Origin of the sequence: Bradyrhizobium sp. LB11.1, from assembly GCF_040549385.1 — a bacterium.
Lineage (GTDB): Bacteria > Pseudomonadota > Alphaproteobacteria > Rhizobiales > Xanthobacteraceae > Bradyrhizobium.
Map to the genome: position 1 here is coordinate 84286 of NZ_JBEPTH010000007.1, position 19640 is coordinate 103925.

Genomic DNA, 19640 nt, shown 5'->3' on the forward strand with positions numbered 1-19640 from the left:
CGTGATTCATGCGATACAAAAGAAACGGCCTCACAGTGTGCAGACTGCAAGGCCGTTTGAAATGCCCGATGATGCTTAGCAGGCGCGATCGGACACAAGACGGTAGTTAGGGCATCCGCCGACTCGCCGTCAAGAGTCTGGTCTTCCACCTCGAAAATTTCATCGGCCCGCAACATTGAAGGCGGCCGAACGTGTCTTCTGATCTGCACCACCGCACTACGCCGAAGCGCGCGCTGCTCGCCCGCTGCCTGCTCAAAGAGGCAAGGGACATATTCGCCTATCGCGGCTGGAAGCAGTTGCCGCAAACGGAGCGCGGCCGGGCGATCCTGATCTGGGGCGCCGATCATGCTTGGCTGGCATCATCAGGCAATCCCAAGCGCAGCGTTGAACGATGGTGCAAGCGTTGGGCGCCATGGCTGACTGATGCCGAGCTGCGGGCGCTCATCGCCGACACCGTGACATCGAACAAGCGCTGGTCCACCGACCAGTCCGCCATTGTGCTGGAGATTTCCCTCGCCGAACGCACGGCGCGCAATCTGCGCCACATCGGCGCCAACGATGACCCGAACTATGACGCGCGCCGCAGCATCAATCGCCGTAAGACTGCCGAACGGTCGCGCAAGTACCGTGCGAAGCACAGCACCGGAGCGAAACCCGGTAGGCCCTCGCTCAATCTATCGCCGGATGAAAGGATCGCGAGGCAGCGGGAACAGAAAGCGGCGAGTGCGAGACGACGACGCGCGACGGAAAACCCGTCACGTCACTTAAAGGAAATAGATCGCGTGACGGAGTTAAATTCTACGCACAGCCCGGCATCGCCGCGATCTCGCCCCGTCGACATAGAAGCTCCGGCATCGCCGCGGACACCGTCGCATCGCCAAGCCTCTTGCCTTAACCAACCGCAGGAACAGCAGGCCATCGTTTCCGACGTTGCCGCCGATCATGCGGCGCCGAACGGTCTTGAACGTGAGCGGCTCCAATCGCGGGAGCGCGCGCGGCTGCACCTCAATGAGGTGATGGCGCAGGTGATGTGCTCCGACGATCCGGCAAGCTGGCAACCGCGTTTAATTGCCGCGACCAGTGAATGGCGCAGGCATAGCCTTCTCGACGACGACGACCACGCGCACGCATATGAGCCGCGCGGATGACCTCCTCTCCGCCGCATGGGTGGCGATGCTTGCTGAAACTGTCGTGCGGTTGCGTGGGGGCTCTCGACCGTTCCCCAGCAAAGGCCCCATCGGCGCGCAACTGGCGATGCGACAAGCGACTGCGCCGCTGTCGTGCTCTCCGAACTCAGTGTAAATACTTCAGCATTAAACAGGGGCGACCACCATGCCGGTAAAATCCTTACTGACGATCAACGTCGTTGCGGCTCTGGTGCTGTCTCTCTTCTTCACGTCGTCGGCGCGGGCTCAATCCGGAAACGACCCGGTTTGGGCCAATAGCGCCGAAGGTCAGGCGCTCGTTCCGTGCAAATTCATCACAGCGACCGTCAACATCAAGCGGTATGTTTGCATAGAGATGGTCAGCGAGGCATTCGCACTCAGCCAGAAATTCGGCACCGTGCCTCGCGAGAGATTGGTGAGCCAGTGCGAGGTTAGTTTGGCGAAGAGGCTACCAGGCAGAGACGGTCCATCGTATCACAATGCCTGCACCGACCTCCTGTCACTGATGAACTACGATCTTGTCCGCTGATCTGGGAGTCTTTGTTGGACACATTAAATTTTCAGTGGGAGTCTAATGTTGGACATAGGTTGGACGTTCTAATTTTGCAACTTGCGCGATTCGCTCTATAAAAGGCGGACCTGACCGGTGCTACGAACACCAGCCAGGCCCTAACTCTAACCAGATGGGTTATCATCATGGCCAAAGCTGCATCGGACATTAGGTCCGAACACCCGACATTTCCACCCTTCGCGCTCTTCGTCTTCATGACCTCTCTCCGCGAGGAGATCGGCGCGCGCAAAGTCGCTCGCACGGCCGAGCGCCTGCCAAGGTACGTCGAGCGCGATTGTAGTGGAAATCTATCCTTCCGCGTCGACCGCTCCCCGCGCGTTCGGCTGCCGAACGATCCGACGACGTCGGAATTTCGCGCCGCGTATAACGCGGCCTTGGTCGATGCAATCGCAGCGGAGGACGACCATGAATGAAGCAATCACCGTCGAGCGCCTGGAGCGCGCTGTCGCTCTGGCCGCGTATCTTGTGGGGCTGGACGGCCCTAAAAGGGTCCCTCTATTCGAGAGGTTGGAGCGCGAGCTGACGGCGATGCGACAGACCGAAGACGCGATGGATCGCGCGAGGCGGTTGCTGGAAAACTTGCGCTCTCCGATGCGGATTGGAAACGGACGATGACTGAACCTGTAACGATCGAGCGCCTTGAGCGCGCGCTCGCGCTCTGTGCGCATCTTGTCGTGCGCGATGGTCCGGTGGTGGTCCCGCTGTTCGAGAGACTGGAGCGGGAGCTGGCCGCGATGCGGCAAACCGAAGATGCCATGGGGCGGGCCAAGCGGCTACTGGAGGCCCAATGAGCCGGGTATCGGTGTTCACAGCACCGCGCCCCAACCATAACGGTTCCAGTAAGTAAAAAAATGAAAGAGGCCCCGGAGATGATCCGGGGCCTCTTTACGTTGGGCGGAAACCAACTCCGCCGCACAGACGGCGCGCCGCGCTTCAATTGCTGTTGATCGCGTTGGTCTCGTTCTGATTCGTCGACATCGCACGTGCTCCGATGTTGAGACGGACTCCGATGAGCCCTCACAAAAACAGAACCGCCCACGCTCGGGAGATTAAGTCGAGCATGGGCGGCCGAGACACTGCAACAACCACACGCGCACCATGCATCAACCGATCAGCCAATGCAACGCGATCTAGTTGTTACCTCTTGTTACCGCTTACCCCTTGAATTGCAGTGTTTTCGCGCACGATCTAAAATTTTCCGCTATGGTTCAGCCACACAGGGACCGCAACACTCACAGACTCAGGATTGAAAAAACCATGAACGAAGAGCAGCTCAAGACCATCATGGCCGCGTTGGACGAATTGCGCACCGGCTTCACCGCGATAGCAAAGCGTTGCGACAGCCTCGACGCCAAGCTTTCCAAAAAGGACAACGAAGAAGAAGCGGCCGAACGCGTCGCAGCCGACTCGGTGTCGCGCGCCGAATTCCGCGCGCTTTCGGATCGCGTGAACGGCGTCACCATCAAACAGATGGAGCGCACGCCGGGCGATCGTGATGCTCTCGCAGAGCTGCAGGCCCGCGCTGATGTCGCTTATCGTGCGCTCGGCGAAGGAACGGCGCCCGCCCCGCACCAAGGGGAATCCGTTGTGGACTTCGCTTGTCGGATTCACAGGCCGCTTCAAAAGCATTCAAGTCGCTTTGCCAAATCGGAACTGGCTGTGATCGCGCGCGATCCGGCCACCTTCAATACGGTGCTGGACGGCATCCGGAGCGACGCTTATCAGCGCGGTCTGAACCCGGTTGATCTGGCGCCGTATATTTTTAGGGAAGTCAAAACCCAGGGCGCTGGCGGGCATCAAGTGACCAGTTTCGTCGGAAGCCGCGGTACATTCATAGGCGCCATGGCCCGCCCAGTTCGAAAGATAGTTGGCTTCCACAACGAACCCCGCCTTGGTCGCCCTGGCGTCCCCTCGTCATCCGGCGGGGCGTTGAACTAGCGAGCGCGATCAATCTTCGAGAAGACCAGGGCCACCGGCACCGCTGCCGGTGGCGTCTCGATTCCTAACGTCGAAACGAACGTCCACTGGGGCACAAAAATGGCCGCACCAATCTATCAATTCGCGAACAACGCAAACACGATCTTGCGCGCACTCAGGCTTTCTCTTCTCGCGCTGGCTTTGTCGGGCCAGATTGCTTTTGCTGCTGGGCCTGGCGGCGGAGGTCCAGGGCCGAGCCCGGCGCCAAATCCGTGGATCGTCCTCGGTCCATCTATCACTTACAGCAATGGTAGCGTTTTGCTCCCCCAGGGCGTTACAGGCGGCGATAAAGGCATCGGCAGCATCAACATCGCCGGCAATTACTACATCAACGGTGTGAGCATCGGCTCTCTCCCTTGCGCGCAATGCGCGGTGAAGAATGCCACCAACACCTTCAGCGCCAATCAGATCATCAACATTAATGGCGGGGCTACGCCGGCCGCCCAAAGCGGCATGATTCTGCAAGGCGTCGCAGCTTCCGCAGCCACGGGCCGCGTCGAGATCGATACCTTTGGCGCGGCCACCATCGTGACCGGCGTCCGAGCCAATGGCACCTTGGCGTCACCGACAACGTTGGTGGCCAACGATGAGATCCTTTCGCTCAACGCGTGGGGCTATGACGGCACGTCGCGCGCCGGACCGGCAGGAGCGGTTCGCCTCTATGCCGGCGCGACGTGGTCGAACACGAGCCACCCAACCTATATCGATTTTTCGACGACGATTGCCGGGAGCACGACCCTTACATCGCGCGGGCATATGGAAAACGATGGAGGCTTGACCTGGCCATCAACCGTGATTGGCGGCAGCAAGGGCAGCGGCACCATCAACGCTAGTGCGCTCTATGCGGCTGGCGCGCAGGTACCTGCCGGCCCCGGCGCTGCCGTGGTCGGAAACATCGCCTATTGGAGCAACACCAGCGCCTCTACGCTCGCGGCGGCGCCTGCATTCCAGGCGGCAAATCCAGGCAACGCGGCGCTGTACTCGATCATCGCCAGTCCTGGCGCCGGCAACGGCGTGTGGAATGCGATGACGGTATCGATCGGTGCTGCGCTGAGCACGGCCGAGCAGTTCGGGGCAACCCGATTGCAGCAGGCCATCGTGGGTACGGCCACTATCGACGTCGCCGACACCACCGCAAGCGCCTATGGCGTGACAGGATTTGGAAAATCGAACTCCGGTTTGAACGCCAATATCATCGGTGTTGGCGGTTGGGGCTTCTGCAACGGCACGAATTCGAGTTGTTGGGCCGGTGCTGATTCCACCCACAATCTGTCGCAGATCGTGACGAACGGCGGCCATGATGCGAATTCCCAGATCGGTCGAGAGATCGACATGAATATCTGGAAAAAGGCCGCAGGAGCTGAGCCAGTCATCGGTCAGCTCCAGGGCCTCCTGATCACCGGTAGCGGCGATTCGACAACCAACCAGGGCGACGCCATCCTGATCAACAAGTTGAACGTTAACACTGGCGCAAAGTGGTCAAACGCCTTCAACAGTGAAGCTGGCGCTGCTGTGAACGCGTTTGTCGTCGGACCTGTCGCTTCCAGCGGCACAACGCTCAATTCGCAGAACCTCATTTTCCAAGGCGTGAACGGTTCTGGCGCTATCCTCACGTCCACGATTTTTGCTGATGGCGGCGGCGATATTTTCGTCAGGTCTCCGACGAGCGGGTCTGTCGTTCTCGGCGACTCTGCCGGAAACTACTTGGTGACAAGTCCGGGCGTCGGCGGAGCTAAGATCACGTTTCAAGCACTCAACGGAGGCTCGGCCGGCATCATCAAGAATGATACGGCCGGCAATCTTTCGTCCGTTGCGCAAGTGGCCGTTGCACAGGGTGGCACGGGCATCGGCAGCGGCACAAGCGGCGGCATCCCATACTTCAACAACACAAGCACGATGGCATCCAGCGGGCTTCTGGCTGCTAATGCGGTCGTCGTCGGCGGCGGTGCCGGCGCGGCTCCGGCTACGGTCACCACCGGAACAAGCGTTATCACTGCTCTTGGTGTGAACATCGGGTCGACCGGATCTATGTTGTTGCAGGGAAGCGCCGCTGCCTTGAACGCAGCGCCTGGCAACCCAACCGGGACCACCAGCCTCAGCCCGACTGCAAAGATGATGGGCCTGGGGTCGACCTGCGTCATCACTCCCGTGCGCGGCACGCGCGTCAGGTTCACGATCACCGGCTCGATCAACAACAACACGGCCGGCGATACGGCGACTTACCGCCTCGCCATGGGCGCCGGAGCTGTTCCAAACAATGGTGACGCGGCGACCGGGACCACATTCGGCAGCGCCGCAGTTGTCACGAACCCGGCATCGGGAGGTGGTGCAGTATCTCTGCCCTTCACCGCAACCGGTCTTGGAACGGGCCTCACCCCTGGGTCGGCATATTGGTTCGATATGCAGATTGCCGCGATCACAGGCGGCACCGCCTCGATCCAATCGCTGGGATGCGTGGCAGAAGAAATGCAATAACGGAGAATTCGAGATGAGACCTTTTATCGCAGCGGCGATCTCGGTGATCGCGACCACCGCGCTGGCTCAGATGCCAGACCAGATCGGGAAAGCCGCACAGGTTTGTGCGGCCCATCGCCTTCCGATAGCGAAAGGCCCGGTCAGCGCGCAACGCTTCTGGCAGGACGGTTGGGAACGTTGCCAGAAGGTTGTCCAGACCGTCGCCGATTGGGAGCGCTTCAACAACGGAAATGATTCCACGCCTACCGTAGCGCTCTCCGATCAAGACAACGAGTGGATCAAATCGATAATCGCGGACGTGAAATGACCGACCTTTCTGCCATGGCCAACATCATCGCACTCGCCCCTCCAGACGATGCGCCAGCACCGCCGGTACCGGTAAACAACAGGTCGAAAACCGGACGTTTTCAAAAAGGAGCGGCCAGCGCCAATCCATCCGGCCGGCGGAAAGGCACACGGAACCGCCGGACACTCTTGATCGAGGCCATGACGGAGGACGACCGCTCGGACATCGTCGCCAAGATCATCAGGCAGGCCAAGCGCGGGGACCGGGCATCGCAAAAACTAATCGTTGACCGTATCGAACCACCGCGCAGGGGGCGCGCAGCGCCGTTCCCGCTGCCGGCAATCAAAACCACCGGTGACGTCGTGGCCGCACTGCAAGCCATCACAACGGCGATGGCTGCCGGCCAACTGTCACCGGCTGAGGCTGTCGAGATCAGCGCTGTCGTCGAGTTGCAGCGGCGCGCCATCGAGACTGCCGAGATCGAAACCCGCCTGAAGGCGATCGAACAAAGGATCGAACAATGAGCGACATCGAGAAGAGACTCGCGGCAATCGAGCGCAAGCTCAACATGCGGCTCGCGCCAGACGGAAAGCCACCGTTCCGAATTCTGCTCATTGAGGGCGGATTGCCGGGGCCGATAAATTTCGCCTATGCGGGCGAGACCCGGTGGGAACGCGATGACAGCGAAGAGCTGGAAGCGTTTGTCCAGCGGACCGCGCAAGCCGCCCTGGCCGCAGGCGAGGCAAGGCTGAACGTTGGCGGGTTGCCGCGAAGTGACGAACTGGAGAGGTTTGGAAGCTTCGAGGAATGGTGGGCGACGATCGCGCCGCACTATTCGGACGTTCCGCCGGTGGAGCCGCGCCGATGAGCGAGGCGGAAGAGGCTCCGGCCAAGCGTAAGCGCATACGGCAGCGCACTTACGATGCGAAGGGCCGCCAGCTTCACCAGTTCAAAGACACAGGGCCGCCTATCGACGAACGGGACTTCAAGCCCCGCGTCTACGGCGATCCTGATCAGGCCCTTGCCGCTGCCTTCACCAAGGCGGGGGCTGACTATGGGGGCGCTCTGCCGCCCGGTGCACTGGGGAACGGTTAGGGGACGCGTCCCGGGCTGGTCGGCTGTAGCATTGATATTGCTACAAATTATCGACCTTAGCGGCGGACGGCAACGTCCGCCGCATTTTGCGCGCGACCCTGGCCTACTTGCCCTCGCGTTCGACCTTGTCCTTTTCTTTCTGATTCATCTCCCGAATTTTGGAATCGGTGCTGCTCTGCCCGGTGGTCTGGGTCGTGGAGGCGGGTGGAGCGCTGGCGTTGGGAAGCGAATTCTGCTCCGGCGTGGTGGGCCGCGTCGCCGTAGTCGGCGGCGTGGCGGTGTTGCCCTGGGCGAACGCGGTGGCGGTCGTCAAAAGAAAGGCGCTCGACAGTAGCGAGACTGCGAGCGCCCTTGGGATGTCTGTCATCGATCTGCTCCTGTCAGATCGATGGAAACGGCGCGAGCCGTCTAGTGTTCCGTTACGCCTCCAATTGCTTGCCGAGCGGCAGCGCGCGGATGCGCTTGCCGGTCGCCGCGAAGATCGCGTTCATCAGCGCCGGTGCGAACGGCGGCACGCCGGGCTCGCCGACGCCGCTCGGCGGAGTGTCTGATGCGGGCGGAACGATGTAGACATTGGTCACCAGCGGAGCCTCGTCGATCCTGACGACCTGGAAGTCGTCAAAATTCTTCTGCTCCACCTTGCCGTCCTTGAAGGTGACCGCGCCATATTTGGCGAGGCTCAGTCCCATGATCGCGGCGCCCTCGATCTGCGAGGCGATGCGCTCGGGGTTGACATAGGTACCGCAGTCGATCGCGGTGTCGACCCGCGGCACAGTCAGCTTGCCCTTGTCATCGACGGCCACCTCGACGATGGTCGCGATGTAGCTGACGAAGCTGCGGTGCACGGCGATGCCGAGGCCGTGGCCCTTCGGAACCTGCCGGCCCCATTCGCCCTTCTCGGCGACCAGCTCGACCACCTTGCGCAGGCGCGCGGTGTCGATCGGGTAGCTGTCATAAGGCTCGCCGTAGTTCCAGAGGTCTTTGACCGCCGGCTTGACGATGCGGGGACTTCCAATCAACGAAAGGAGCGTCTCTTTCTGGTCGCGCCCGGTCGCATTCGCGATTTCGCCGACCATCGACTGCACCGCGAAGGCACGCGGGATATTCGAGACCGAGCGGAACCAGCCGATGCGGGTGAACGCCGCGGCTTCCGGGTTCTCGCAAGAGATGTTGGCGATCTCGAACGGCATGTCGACAAGCCCCATGCCGAGCTCGAATGCTGCTGCGTGCTTGGCGCCCGCTGCGAAGGTCGAGGCGATGGTCGGCGCCACACTGCGGTGGCGCCAGGCGATCACCTTGCCGTCCTTGTCCAGTCCGGCCTCGATCCGCTCGACCGAGACGGTGTGCAGGAAGTCGTGATGAAGGTCGTCCTCGCGCGTCCACTGCACCTTCACGGGCGTACCGAGCTCTTTCGACAGCAGCGCTGCCTCGAGCGCGAAATCGCATTTCGACTTGCGGCCGAAACCGCCGCCGAGCAGCGTGACATTGACGGTGACATTGTCCTCGGGGATGCCGAGTGTCTTGGCGACGTCCTCGCGGGTACCACCCGGGCTCTGCACCGGCGCCCAGATCTCCGCCTTGTCACCCTTGACGTCGGCGACCGCGACCGGCGGCTCCATGCTGACATGGGCGAGGTGCGGCAGATAATATTCGCCGGTCACGACCTTGGCGGCGGTCTTCAGCGCGGCGTCGGCATCGCCCTCCTGGCGCACGACGAGACCGGGCTTGCGCGCGGCCTCCTCGAGTTCCTTGCGGTAGGCGACCGAGTCGTACTTGCCGTTGGCGCCGTCGTCCCAGACGAGCTTCAGCGCGTCGCGGCCCTTGATCGCAGCACCGGTGTTGCGCGCGATCACCGCGACGCCGCCGAGCGGCTGGAACTTCGAGGGCCACGGCCAGCCGCGCACCTGCATCACCTTCTCGACGCCGGGCACTTTCAGCGCCGCGTCCGGATCGAACGAGGTGAGCTTGCCGCCGGTCACCGGCGGGCGCGCGATCACGGCGTATTTCATCCCGGGCAGGCGCACGTCGGCGCCGTAACGGGCCTTGCCGGTGGTGATGTCGTGGAGATCGACGATGCCGATCTGGCCCTTGCCGAGGTAGCGGAAGTCCTTGGGGTCCTTCAGCTTGAGGCGTTCGATGCTCGGCACCGATTCCTTGGCAGCGTCCGCCGCGATCTCGCCGAAGCCGAGCTTGCGTCCGCTCGCGCTGTGGACGACCTCGTGATTGACTGCCTTCACTTCGGTGGCCGGCACGCCCCAGCGCTTGGCTGCGGCCTGCTCCAGCATGGTGCGGGCAGAGGCGCCGATCTGGCGCATCGGCATCAGATAGTGCCGCGTGCTGCGCGAACCGTCCGTATCCTGGTTGCCGAACTTGACCTCGTCGCCATGGGCCTGCTCCACCTTCACGCGTGCCCAGTCGGCCTCCATCTCCTCGGCCACGACCAGCGGCAGGCTGGTGCGCACGCCGGTGCCCATCTCGGAGCGGTGGGCGAAGATGGTGACGGTGCCATCAGGCGCGACCGCGACGAACACGCGCGGATCGACCACGACGCCATGCGGCATCTTGCCGGCACCGGTCTCATAGGCGAAGGCCTGGCGCGTCATCACGGGGGCGGCGAGCACGAAGCCGCCTGTGACGCCGAGCCCCTTCAGGATGCTGCGGCGCGAGATCTTCTCGACCTTGATGTTCTTCTCGAAGCCTCGAAGCTTCCGGGGATTGTCGATGAAATTCATGTCACACTCCCGTCGATGCGAGATGGACCGCGTTCTCGATGCGCTGGTAGCAGCCGCAGCGGCAGATGTTGCCGGACATCGCCTCGCGGATCTGGTCGTGCGACGGCTTCGGATTTTCCAGCAAGAGCGCCGCGGCCTGCATGATCTGGCCAGCCTGGCAGAAGCCGCATTGGGGAACATTGACCTGGCGCCAGGCCTTCTGGACGGGATGATCGCCGTCCGGATGCAGCCCTTCGATCGTGGTGACCTCGCGTCCGGCGACGTCGTTGATCGACGTGATGCAGGAGCGCACCGCCTCCTTGTCGACGATGACGGTGCAAGCGCCGCACAGGGCCTGGCCGCAACCGAACTTGGTGCCGGTCAGCCCGGCCTCGTCGCGCAGGAACCAGAGTAGCGGGAGATCCGGGTCGCCGTCCCAGCTCTGTTCCTGGCCGTTGATCTTTACCTTGATCATGATCGTCCCTCGCTCTTCATAAGCTCGATGATTTCAGGATTTGCCGATCTCGATCGGCGAAATGGTCCGTACGTCGTGCCGCCGCATCTCCGCCCGTTATCCTCCGCGGGCAAATCCCGGCAGGAAGCTCGAATGCGAATCGTCATGTGCGGATGTGCTCGATACCTCCCGTTTTGTTCTTAATTGATTGAATGTCGCGCGGCATCATCACAGCGAAATCGTAGCAGAAATCGCGCCGGGCCAGCGTTCACAGCCCGGTGTTCTCGATGGGAAAAGATTGCAACGAAGGTTGTCAAAAGCAGGGCGCGGCAACAGGTAGCGCGTTGCACAATTACAGAATCTGAGGCGCGGTGAAAAAAGCTTCGTCCGCCAGAGGGACTGTGCGGACGAAGCAGTAATCCTCAGTCGAGGGAGGGAGAATCGCAAGACGCGCTGACTTCAAGCAAGAAGAGGGCGGCACTGCGCAGTCATTCAGAGACCAGGACTGAGGGAGCGGAACGCGCTCGCATACGCAAAGTGCACGGGCGACGAACTCGCCGCAAATCATTCGAGAGCTGTCCGTTCCCTTGCTGGCGACCAGCGCGGGAACGGACAATTTCTGGCGGCTTTGCTCAGGCGGCCTTGGCCTTTGCCACGTGGGTCGCGATCGCATCCATCAGTGCCGGCGACAGGCAGTCATAGGGCTCGAGGCCGATCTCCTTCAGCCGCGAGCGAATGCCGGCCATCTGCTCGGGCTTCACACCCGATTCGATCACCGAGGAAACGAAGGCGGCGAATTGCGGCGCCTGCGAGCCCTGCTCCTGGAATAGCTCCGGATGGATGAAATCGAGCCCATAGAACGGATGGTTCTTGTTCTCGATACGGCCATACATATGGGTGCCGCAGGCCTTGCAGGCGTGGCGCTGGATCACTGCAGACGCGTCGACGATCTGAAGCTTGTCCCCGTTCTCGAGCACGGTGACGTTCTGGCGCGGCACCACTGCAACGACAGAGAAGTTCGCACCCTGCGGCTTCCAGCACTTGGTGCAACCGCAGGCGTGGTTATGCGCCACGTCGCCCTTGATGCCGACTTTGACCTGGTGGTCCTTACATTTGCAGGCGAGTGTGCCGCCGGCAAAATGGCCGGTGCCTTGTTTGAGACCGTTGTCGATCGAGGGATGCAGTGCAGTCATGGGTCGATCCTCCTTGGGTATGACGCTTGCGAGCTAGAACACGACGACTGAACGAATAGATTTCCCCTCATGCATCAGATCGAAGCCCTTGTTGATGTCTTCGAGCTTGAGCGTGTGGGTGATCATCGGGTCGATCTGGATCTTTCCGTTCATGTACCAGTCGACGATCTTCGGCACGTCGGTGCGGCCGCGGGCGCCGCCGAAGGCGGTGCCGCGCCAATTACGGCCGGTGACGAGCTGGAACGGGCGGGTGGCGATCTCCTTGCCGGATTCGGCAACGCCGATGACGATCGATGTCCCCCAGCCGCGATGGCAGGCTTCCAGCGCCTGGCGCATCACGGTGGTGTTGCCGGTGCAGTCGAAGGTGTAGTCGGCGCCGCCGTCGGTCAGGGTGACAAGGTGCGGGACGATGTCGCCGGTGATCTTCTTGGGATTGACGAAGTCGGTCATGCCAAACCGGCGGCCCCATTCCTCCTTGGAGTCGTTGATGTCGACGCCGATGATCTTGTCGGCGCCGGCCATCTTGGCGCCCTGGATCACGTTGAGGCCAATTCCGCCGAGGCCGAACACGACCACGTTGGAGCCCGGCTCGACCTTCGCGGTGTTGACGACGGCGCCGACGCCGGTGGTGACGCCGCAGCCGATGTAGCAGCTCTTGTCGAAGGGGGCGTCCTCGCGGATCTTCGCCACCGCGATCTCCGGCAGCACCGTGAAGTTGGAGAAGGTCGAGCAGCCCATGTAGTGATAGATCGGCTTGCCCTTGTAGGAGAAGCGGCTGGTGCCGTCAGGCATCACGCCCTTGCCTTGCGTCGCACGGATCGCGGTGCAGAGATTGGTCTTCTGGCTCAGGCAGCTTTTGCACTGCCGGCATTCCGGCGTGTAGAGCGGAATGACGTGATCGCCCGGCTTTACCGAGGTCACGCCTGCGCCGATCTCGCGGATGATGCCAGCGCCCTCATGGCCCAGGATCGACGGGAAGATTCCTTCGCTGTCGAAACCGTCGAGCGTGTAGGCGTCGGTATGGCAAATGCCCGTCGCCTTGATCTCGACCAGAACCTCGCCGGCCTTCGGCCCTTCCAGATCGACCTCGACGATTTCGAGCGGCTTCTTGGCTTCGAAAGCGACGGCGGCACGTGTCTTCATCGGTAACTCCTCAAATTCTCGCAGGATGCCGAGTCTTAGGTCTCGGCCGGGCTCCAAACGTTCACTTCCTGCCCATGCACGAATCTTCATTCTTGGTATAGGCGTCGTTCTTGTCCTCGTGTTTACCCGGACGGGCGCGACCCCAGGCCTCGTTGGAGCGGGCGCGCAGATAGACGTAGAGATCATCCATGTAGCAGGCGACGTTCGGATTATCGCCGAAGGCCGGCATCACGTTCTCCGCGGCAGTCGAGATGTTCTTGCGGCCGGAGGCCACGACGCCGAGAAAATCGGCATAGCTCATCGTCTTGAGCGAATCCTTCAGTGCGGGCGCATAGGTCGAGCCCATGCCATCCGGGCCATGACACACATGGCAGTCCGAGTGGTAGCGGCGGTATCCGGAATAGGTGTACCAGTCGACGGAGTCGCCATTGATCTTGTAGGTCGGGTTACCGTCCTTATCGAGCCATTCGCCAGTTTCGTTCTGCTTGACGGCGGTCGGGTCACCCGAGCCGTCCGCGACAGCAATTCCTCCGGACGCAACGAAGATCATCGCAGCAATGATAGAGCAGATTTTACGCAAGAGGTGTTCCTCGAAGGCGTTCGGTGGAGACGAGCCGGCGCGTGGAGTTGATCCACGCGCCGGAGCGATACGAAGGTGAGGCTAGTTCGCCGGCAGCGAGAACACGGTCAGCGTGCCGCCGAGTGCCGTGTAGTTGCTGAGCGCGGCGTAGCCACCGACTGCGCCGAGACCTGCGGTCGGATCGGTCAGGCCTGCTGCCAGACCGATGCCGGCCCAGCCGCCCACGCCGGAGAGCACTGCGACATACTGTTTGCCGCCGTTCTCATAGGTGGTGACGTTGCCGATGATGCCGGAGGGAGTCTTGAACTTGTAGAGCTCCTTGCCGGTCTTGGCGTCGACTGCCTTCAGGTAGCCTTCGAGCGTGCCGTAGAACACCACACCGCCGGCGGTTGCGAGCGCACCCGACCAGACCGAGAACTGCTCCTTGTTCGACCAGACGATCTTGCCGGTCTTGCCGTCCCAGGCGATGAAGTTACCCATATTGGTATCGCCCTGCGGCGGATACATCGAGAGCGTCGCCCCCACATAGGGCTGGCCCGCGGTGTAGCTCACCTTGAACGGCTCGTAGTCCATGCAGACGTGGTTGGTCGGAACATAGAACAGTTGCGTGTCCGGCGAGTAGGCCGCCGGCTGCTCGTCCTTGGTGCCGAGCGCGGCCGGGCAGATGCCCTTCACGTTGTGATCTTCGCCGGCCTTGTCGGTCGAAGCTGCGTCGAGCACCTTCGGACGGCCATAGGTGGCGGAGTTCTTGTCCATGTCGACGCCGGAGGTCCAGTTCACCTTCGGGTCGTACTTCTCGGCGACGAGCAATTCGCCGTTGGTGCGATCGAGCGTATAGCCGAGGCCGTTACGATCGAAATGCGTCAGCAACTTGCGCGGCTGGCCGTTGATCGACTGGTCCGAGAGGATCATCTCGTTGACGCCGTCATAATCCCATTCGTCATGGGGCGTCATCTGATAGACCCACTTGGCCACGCCGGTGTCGGGATTGCGCGCCCAGATCGTCATCGACCATTTGTTGTCGCCGGGACGCTGCTTCGGATTCCAGGTCGAGGGGTTACCTGATCCGTAGTAGATGAGATTCAGTTCGGGATCGTAGGAGATCCAGCCCCATGTCGCGCCGCCTCCGATCTTCCACTGATCGCCCTGCCAGGTCTTCAGGCTGGAATCCTTGCCGATCGGCTTGCCGAGCGCGGTGGTCTTGTCGTCGACCAGAAGCTGGTCATCCGGCCCTTCCGAATAGCCGCGCCAGGCGATCTTGCCTGTCTTGATGTCGTAGGCGGTCATGTGGGCTTGAACGCCGAACTCGCCACCGGAGATGCCGACCAGCACCTTGTCTTTGACGACCATCGGCGCCGAGGTGCCGGTCTCGCCCTTGCTGGCGTCGCCATTCTTCGCGCTCCATGCAACCTGGCCGGTCTTGGCGTCGAGCGCGACCAGGGTGGTGTCAGCCTGATGCAGGAATATCTTGCCGTCGCCGTACGCCAGACCACGGTTAACCGTGTCGCAGCACATCACCGGGATGACGTTCGGATCCTGCTTCGGCTCGTACCTCCAGACGATCTTGTTCTCCTGCGAAAGGTCAATGGCGTAGACCTTGTTCGGGAACGGCGTATGAACGTACATCATGTTGCCGATGATCAGCGGGCCGCCTTCATGGCCGCGCAGCACGCCGGTCGAGAAGGTCCAGGCGACCTGGAGCTTGCCGACGTTTTGTGCGTTGATCTGGTTCAGCTTGGAATAACGGGTATTGGCGTAGTCGCCCGTCGGCATCACCCAATCTTTCGGGTTCTGCGACATCTTGATCAGCTCATCATTGGCTGAGGCGCCGCCGACAGCGAGAGCCGCCGCGGAGCCAAGTAAGGTCGCCAGTAGCACCTTGCGCATAGTCATTCCTCCGTTGATCTCGTTTTATTGTTTCCGAAGCATTGCTCAATCGCCGGGCTTTGAGTCCAGCGTCTGCTCGTGCAGGGCGGTCACGTTTGGGACCAGAAACGATGCTGTGCTGTTTCCTCCTCCTGGATGAGAGCTACGGGTCCACGTGCAGGAGCGGCCCGTTCTTTTTGTTCCTGCAGCAATCCCTAACGACTTCGCCATCGGGAAACTTGCCCAAGAGTGAACCCGCTTTGCTCGACAGCGCACGAATGCGAAGTTTTTGATTTTGCGGTAGCGAATTCAGCGGCTTCCATGCGGCTCGGCGCCACGCTCAGCGCTCAGGTTCCCCTTGACGGCGCTGCAACTAAGGCGGAGGATTAACTTCCAAGAGTGGCAATGGAACGATGGCGCTCGTTTCAAAAGACCGCCCGAATTTGAGGTAAACGTCACGCAATCAAGGCTGAGGGCTCCGGCAGCGCTGGTCGCGATTCGCGTCGAATCTCCTGACAACACCCAGCGGCTGGATTAATGTCCGACACAATTCATACGCTCTCGACGACAGGACTGACGCCGAAGCGGCAGATCCAGAGTTGGATCGACGGGCTGACGAGTCTGTGCGGACACTTCGATGTCGATCCGCTGGAAGCGTCATCGCTCGAAGGGCGCATCGACTACACCAGCGTTTCGCGTCTGAAGCTCTGTCAGATCGAGGTCAGCCAGCATCGCATCGCGCACACACTGGCGCGCGCCAAGGCCAATGAACATCCCTACATAAAAATTCACTTCCAGACGTATGGCGTATCGTATTTCGAGCAGGAAGGTCGCCACATCGAGCTGAACCCGGGCGACATCATCGCCTATGACGTCTCCTGTCCGCATCTGATCGTCAGCCCCGCCTTCACGCGCCACGACGTGGTGATCGTGCCGAAGGCGCTGCTGCGCGATCGCGGCTTCCCGTCGCAGCGCATGCCGGCCTGCAAGCTGTCGGCGAAGACGGGAACGGGACGGATCGCCCATGATTTCGTCCATGCCACGTTCGACGAGGCGGCGAAGCTCTCGGCCAACAGCGCGGTCGGCGTCGCCGATTCGCTGATCGACCTGTTGCTGCTGCCGCTGCGCGAAGCCGACACGATGTTCGATCGGGTCGGGCCCGAGGCGATGTATGTGCGTGCCCAATTTTTCATCCGTGAGCATCTGCGCGATCCTGATCTGTGCATCGACCAGATCTCCGCGGAGCTCGGCTGCTCGAAGCGCTATCTGCACATGTTGTTCTCGGAGCGCGGCACCACGGTGAGCGATTACATCTGGCAGGCGCGTTTGCAGAACTGCCGCCAGGAGCTCGAGGCCCACGCGGGCAAGACCATCACCGACGTCGCGTTCTCCTGGGGCTTCTCCAGCTCATCGCATTTCAGCCGCGTGTTCCGGAAATATTTCGGCGTGGTGCCGTCCTCGATCCACAAGGCGCAGCAGGGCGCCGTTGCCGCGGACGAGAATTAGGCCGCGCAGGACGGCGCGTCGTTGTCGCCGGTCATTCATTTGTCTCGAAGGTGTTGCATTGCGTGGCTTCGCCATGGCTGCGCCTTATCCCGATGACGGGGCTCTCCGCACCACACGCTGCCAGACGATATTGGTCAGGACGACGGCGATGAGACCGAATGTGCCGCCGATGATCACATTGGCAACGCGCTCCTCCGCAATTCCGCTGGCGCCGCCGGCAAAGGATGCAGCGACCGCAATGAAGAAACAGCGTAGGCCGAAGCCGACGATATAGCGGGAGAACGAGATCAGCGTGAGCGTCGCCGCGAGAACCGCAAGCGCATAGCCGACGCGGTTTTGCGTCAGCGCGAGGCCGGCGAGGAAGCCTAAGGGCACGCCGACGAACGCGCCGATGGCGCGTTGCTTCAGCTTGTCGGTGGAGGCGGAGAGATCGCCGACCACGACACTCGCGGCCGACCACATCACCCATTGCCCCTGCGCAAGATCCAGAATCTCGACCAGCGCCGCCGCGGCGAACACCGCCGTGGCGGTGGCCGCTGCCGGCAGCAGCCACTCGGTGGCCGGCGATCCGAACGACGTCGCGGCGTTGGCGCGCCGCCGCTGGTCGTAGATCTGGATGCCGCAGACCAGCGCCAGCGCAACCGGAGAGGAGAGGATGATGATGCCGGCGTGTCGGAACGCTTCCGATGCGCGCACGCCCTCGCGTACCTCGCAGGCAAGATAGACGGCCGGAATGAACACCCAATTGCCAAGCGTGCGGAAGTGCTCGCCATGGCGTGTTGCCGCGACCGCAAGGAAGCCGGTGAGCGCTGTCAGGACGACGAACAGTGGCTTGATCGGGGCCGCAAGGAAGAGCGCGGCGAACGCCAAGAGGATCGCAAGGTAGTGCCACGCGATCACTTTAGGCGGAAAGTGCAGCCGCAGCGCGGGAATGAGCAGCGACACCGCGATCAATCCCAAATTCAGCAGCGCCGTCTCGCGCAAGACGAAATAGGCGGCAACGAACGGGCCGACGACGATCAGCGCGCGCAGGAGCTCGCCGGTCTTGATTTCCCGGGAAAGAAGATCGCGCAGGCCGGCGGAGGGTGGGATGCTGGGGACGTTCACTGGGCACCGATGGGCGGATGAAAGGTCCGCATCATACGGATCGGGCCGCAGCCAGGCGAGTCAATGTCGCTGCTCCCCACTCCGTCATTGCGAGGAGCTCTTGCGACGAAGCAATCCAGAAACCCTCCCGGAAAAGAGTCTGGATTGCTTCGCTACGCTCGCAATGACGACGCTGATGCAACTGTGCGCGAAGACTTCAGCTTCGTGCGTCCGAGACACGAGAGCGTCTCCGTCACCGCTGAATGATCTTCGTCCAGACGTCCCCGAGGATCGCGGGCTCACGCGGCTGCAGATAGGTCAGGCCTGCTTGTTTGCCGAGTTCGGCGATTTTGCCCTGGGCCGCAAGATCCGTCAGCGCCTTGTTGGCGGCCTCGATCAGGGCAGGATCGCTGGCGAGCCCGACATAGCCGCGATTGGCGCCGATCGGATAATAATAGCCGGACGCCGTGATCGCCGTGTCGGGACGCGCGGCGCGATGTGCGTCGTAGCGCGCGAGATCGATCAGGGTCGCATCATAATCGCCGCGATCGAGCGCGCCGAGGAGGTCGTCGCGGGCGGGCACGAGATGGGTGATGCTGTCGATCAGCCGTCCCTTGTCGAAGGTCATCAGGATGGCGTCGCCGAGGGATCCGCTTTCGATTGCGAGGCGCAGGCCCGCGAGGTCGCCGATATCGCTGATCTTGCGGTCGCGCGCCTTCGGCCCGAGCACCACTGTCATCGGCGAATAGACATAAGGCCGGCTCGGCGCGAGCTCGCCGAGCGCGACGCGGCGGCGCCGGTCATCGCGCGTGGCGCCCGCGAAATCCGGCAGGCGCGCCGTCTTCAGGCCGGGCTTGACGAGGGAATCCGTCGTCAGCGCGTAGCCGCCAACCAGTGAGCAACGGCCGTCGGACAGCAGCGCGTTGGCCTCGAGCTGCGGGCTCGAATCTTCATCCAGCTTGCTCTCGAACCACTGGATCCTGAGTGGACGTCCCATTCGGTCAGCGACCGCCTGCGCCAGCAGCACGTCGAAGCCCGAATCCGGCTTGCCGCGGTGATGCGCCGAGAGCGGCGGGTGGTCCTCGTCGAGACAGATGCTCAACGGATCGGCCGCCCACGCCGCTGTCGCCGGTGCTGCGAGCATTATGGTGAGACCGAGTGCTGCCAGCCGACCTCTCATGGCTTCCTCCGGCTCGAGATGAAGGCCCAGAGATTTCCGATCTCGTCGTCGTTCAAAATATCGCCCCAGGGAGGCATCTTGTTGTTCTTGCCGTTCTTCACGGTGGTGACGAAGCGCGTCTTGTCGTTGGGAAAGGCGCGCAGGTCCGGCGTGATGGTGCCGGAATTCATCATGTTGGGGCCGTGGCAGTGCGAGCACTTTTCGGCATAGGTCGACTTGCCATGGTCGATCTGCGCCTGCAGCGGATTGCCGTTCGAATCATCCGCGGCACGAACGGTCGCCGCAAGCGCGACCGTCAGCACCGCGACGGTGGCGAGGATCGCCACCGTCCTGTGAGGTATGTCTTTCAAC

At 62.0% G+C, this 19640-nt stretch carries 22 protein-coding genes; 12 read left to right on the forward strand and 10 right to left on the reverse strand.

Annotated elements, in window-relative coordinates:
• Window positions 1-191 precede the first annotated feature (191 nt).
• From ABIA96_RS19685 to ABIA96_RS19735, 11 genes are all read left to right on the forward strand, one after another.
• Window positions 192-1148: a hypothetical protein gene (locus ABIA96_RS19685; protein WP_354138702.1), complete on the forward strand. Its 957-nt coding sequence runs from the start codon at window positions 192-194 to the stop codon at window positions 1146-1148.
• Between the two features lie 184 nt (window positions 1149-1332).
• Entirely contained in the window at window positions 1333-1695 is a 363-nt protein-coding gene (locus ABIA96_RS19690) for a hypothetical protein (RefSeq protein ID WP_354138703.1), read from the forward strand.
• Window positions 1696-1862: 167 nt separating this feature from the next.
• Complete coding sequence (locus ABIA96_RS19695) at window positions 1863-2150, forward strand: hypothetical protein (RefSeq protein WP_354138704.1); 288 nt, start codon at window positions 1863-1865, stop codon at window positions 2148-2150.
• Window positions 2143-2352, forward strand: a complete 210-nt coding sequence (locus tag ABIA96_RS19700; RefSeq protein WP_354138705.1) for a hypothetical protein — start codon at window positions 2143-2145, stop codon at window positions 2350-2352. Before ABIA96_RS19695 ends, ABIA96_RS19700 begins: the two co-directional genes overlap by 8 nt.
• On the forward strand, window positions 2349-2528 hold the full coding sequence (locus ABIA96_RS19705; protein ID WP_354138706.1) for a hypothetical protein: 180 nt from the start codon (window positions 2349-2351) through the stop codon (window positions 2526-2528). Before ABIA96_RS19700 ends, ABIA96_RS19705 begins: the two co-directional genes overlap by 4 nt.
• A gap of 466 nt (window positions 2529-2994) precedes the next feature.
• The gene (locus ABIA96_RS19710) at window positions 2995-3675 is read left to right on the forward strand and encodes a hypothetical protein (RefSeq protein ID WP_354138707.1); all 681 of its coding nucleotides are present in this window, start codon (window positions 2995-2997) and stop codon (window positions 3673-3675) included.
• Window positions 3676-3774: 99 nt separating this feature from the next.
• Window positions 3775-6189 (forward strand): hypothetical protein, encoded by a 2415-nt coding sequence (locus tag ABIA96_RS19715; protein ID WP_354138708.1) that lies wholly within the window; start codon window positions 3775-3777, stop codon window positions 6187-6189.
• A 43-nt stretch (window positions 6190-6232) separates the two neighbouring features.
• Window positions 6233-6496 (forward strand): hypothetical protein, encoded by a 264-nt coding sequence (locus ABIA96_RS19720; protein WP_354138709.1) that lies wholly within the window; start codon window positions 6233-6235, stop codon window positions 6494-6496.
• On the forward strand, window positions 6493-6999 hold the full coding sequence (locus tag ABIA96_RS19725) for a DUF5681 domain-containing protein (RefSeq protein WP_354138710.1): 507 nt from the start codon (window positions 6493-6495) through the stop codon (window positions 6997-6999). Before ABIA96_RS19720 ends, ABIA96_RS19725 begins: the two co-directional genes overlap by 4 nt.
• Window positions 6996-7343, forward strand: coding sequence for a hypothetical protein (locus tag ABIA96_RS19730; RefSeq protein ID WP_354138711.1), 348 nt, complete (start codon window positions 6996-6998; stop codon window positions 7341-7343). The genes ABIA96_RS19725 and ABIA96_RS19730 overlap by 4 nt, the downstream gene beginning before the upstream one ends.
• Window positions 7340-7570 (forward strand): hypothetical protein, encoded by a 231-nt coding sequence (locus tag ABIA96_RS19735; protein WP_354138712.1) that lies wholly within the window; start codon window positions 7340-7342, stop codon window positions 7568-7570. Before ABIA96_RS19730 ends, ABIA96_RS19735 begins: the two co-directional genes overlap by 4 nt.
• Window positions 7571-7673: 103 nt before the next feature.
• Here ABIA96_RS19735 and ABIA96_RS19740 read toward each other — a convergent pair whose 3' ends face one another.
• The 7 genes from ABIA96_RS19740 to xoxF5 form a co-directional block, all read right to left on the reverse strand.
• A complete protein-coding gene (locus ABIA96_RS19740; protein WP_354138713.1) occupies window positions 7674-7937 on the reverse strand; it encodes a hypothetical protein in 264 nt (87 codons plus the stop codon).
• Window positions 7938-7989: 52 nt separating this feature from the next.
• Window positions 7990-10302: a xanthine dehydrogenase family protein molybdopterin-binding subunit gene (locus tag ABIA96_RS19745; RefSeq protein WP_354138714.1), complete on the reverse strand. Its 2313-nt coding sequence runs from the start codon at window positions 10300-10302 to the stop codon at window positions 7990-7992.
• A 1-nt stretch (window position 10303) separates the two neighbouring features.
• Window positions 10304-10756, reverse strand: a complete 453-nt coding sequence (locus tag ABIA96_RS19750; protein ID WP_354138715.1) for a (2Fe-2S)-binding protein — start codon at window positions 10754-10756, stop codon at window positions 10304-10306.
• A 611-nt stretch (window positions 10757-11367) separates the two neighbouring features.
• Entirely contained in the window at window positions 11368-11928 is a 561-nt protein-coding gene (gfa, locus tag ABIA96_RS19755) for an S-(hydroxymethyl)glutathione synthase (protein ID WP_354138716.1), read from the reverse strand.
• 33 nt (window positions 11929-11961) lie between these two features.
• On the reverse strand, window positions 11962-13071 hold the full coding sequence (locus ABIA96_RS19760) for an S-(hydroxymethyl)glutathione dehydrogenase/class III alcohol dehydrogenase (protein WP_354138717.1): 1110 nt from the start codon (window positions 13069-13071) through the stop codon (window positions 11962-11964).
• Between the two features lie 61 nt (window positions 13072-13132).
• Window positions 13133-13621 carry a c-type cytochrome, methanol metabolism-related gene (locus tag ABIA96_RS19765; protein ID WP_354138977.1) on the reverse strand — a complete coding sequence of 163 codons (489 nt, stop codon included), beginning with the start codon at window positions 13619-13621 and terminating at the stop codon, window positions 13133-13135.
• Window positions 13622-13732: 111 nt separating this feature from the next.
• Window positions 13733-15538, reverse strand: coding sequence for a lanthanide-dependent methanol dehydrogenase XoxF5 (xoxF5, locus tag ABIA96_RS19770; RefSeq protein WP_354138718.1), 1806 nt, complete (start codon window positions 15536-15538; stop codon window positions 13733-13735).
• Window positions 15539-16054: 516 nt separating this feature from the next.
• Here xoxF5 and ABIA96_RS19775 point away from each other — a divergent pair.
• Window positions 16055-17023 carry a helix-turn-helix domain-containing protein gene (locus ABIA96_RS19775; RefSeq protein WP_188104829.1) on the forward strand — a complete coding sequence of 323 codons (969 nt, stop codon included), beginning with the start codon at window positions 16055-16057 and terminating at the stop codon, window positions 17021-17023.
• An 84-nt stretch (window positions 17024-17107) separates the two neighbouring features.
• Here the strand turns inward: ABIA96_RS19775 and ABIA96_RS19780 are convergent, their stop codons facing one another.
• The 3 genes from ABIA96_RS19780 to ABIA96_RS19790 form a co-directional block, all read right to left on the reverse strand.
• The gene (locus tag ABIA96_RS19780) at window positions 17108-18130 is read right to left on the reverse strand and encodes an FUSC family protein (protein ID WP_354138719.1); all 1023 of its coding nucleotides are present in this window, start codon (window positions 18128-18130) and stop codon (window positions 17108-17110) included.
• Window positions 18131-18362: 232 nt separating this feature from the next.
• Window positions 18363-19289, reverse strand: a complete 927-nt coding sequence (locus ABIA96_RS19785; RefSeq protein WP_354138720.1) for a substrate-binding periplasmic protein — start codon at window positions 19287-19289, stop codon at window positions 18363-18365.
• Entirely contained in the window at window positions 19286-19639 is a 354-nt protein-coding gene (locus tag ABIA96_RS19790) for a c-type cytochrome (protein WP_354138721.1), read from the reverse strand. Before ABIA96_RS19790 ends, ABIA96_RS19785 begins: the two co-directional genes overlap by 4 nt.
• Between the last annotated feature and the right edge of the window lies 1 nt (window position 19640).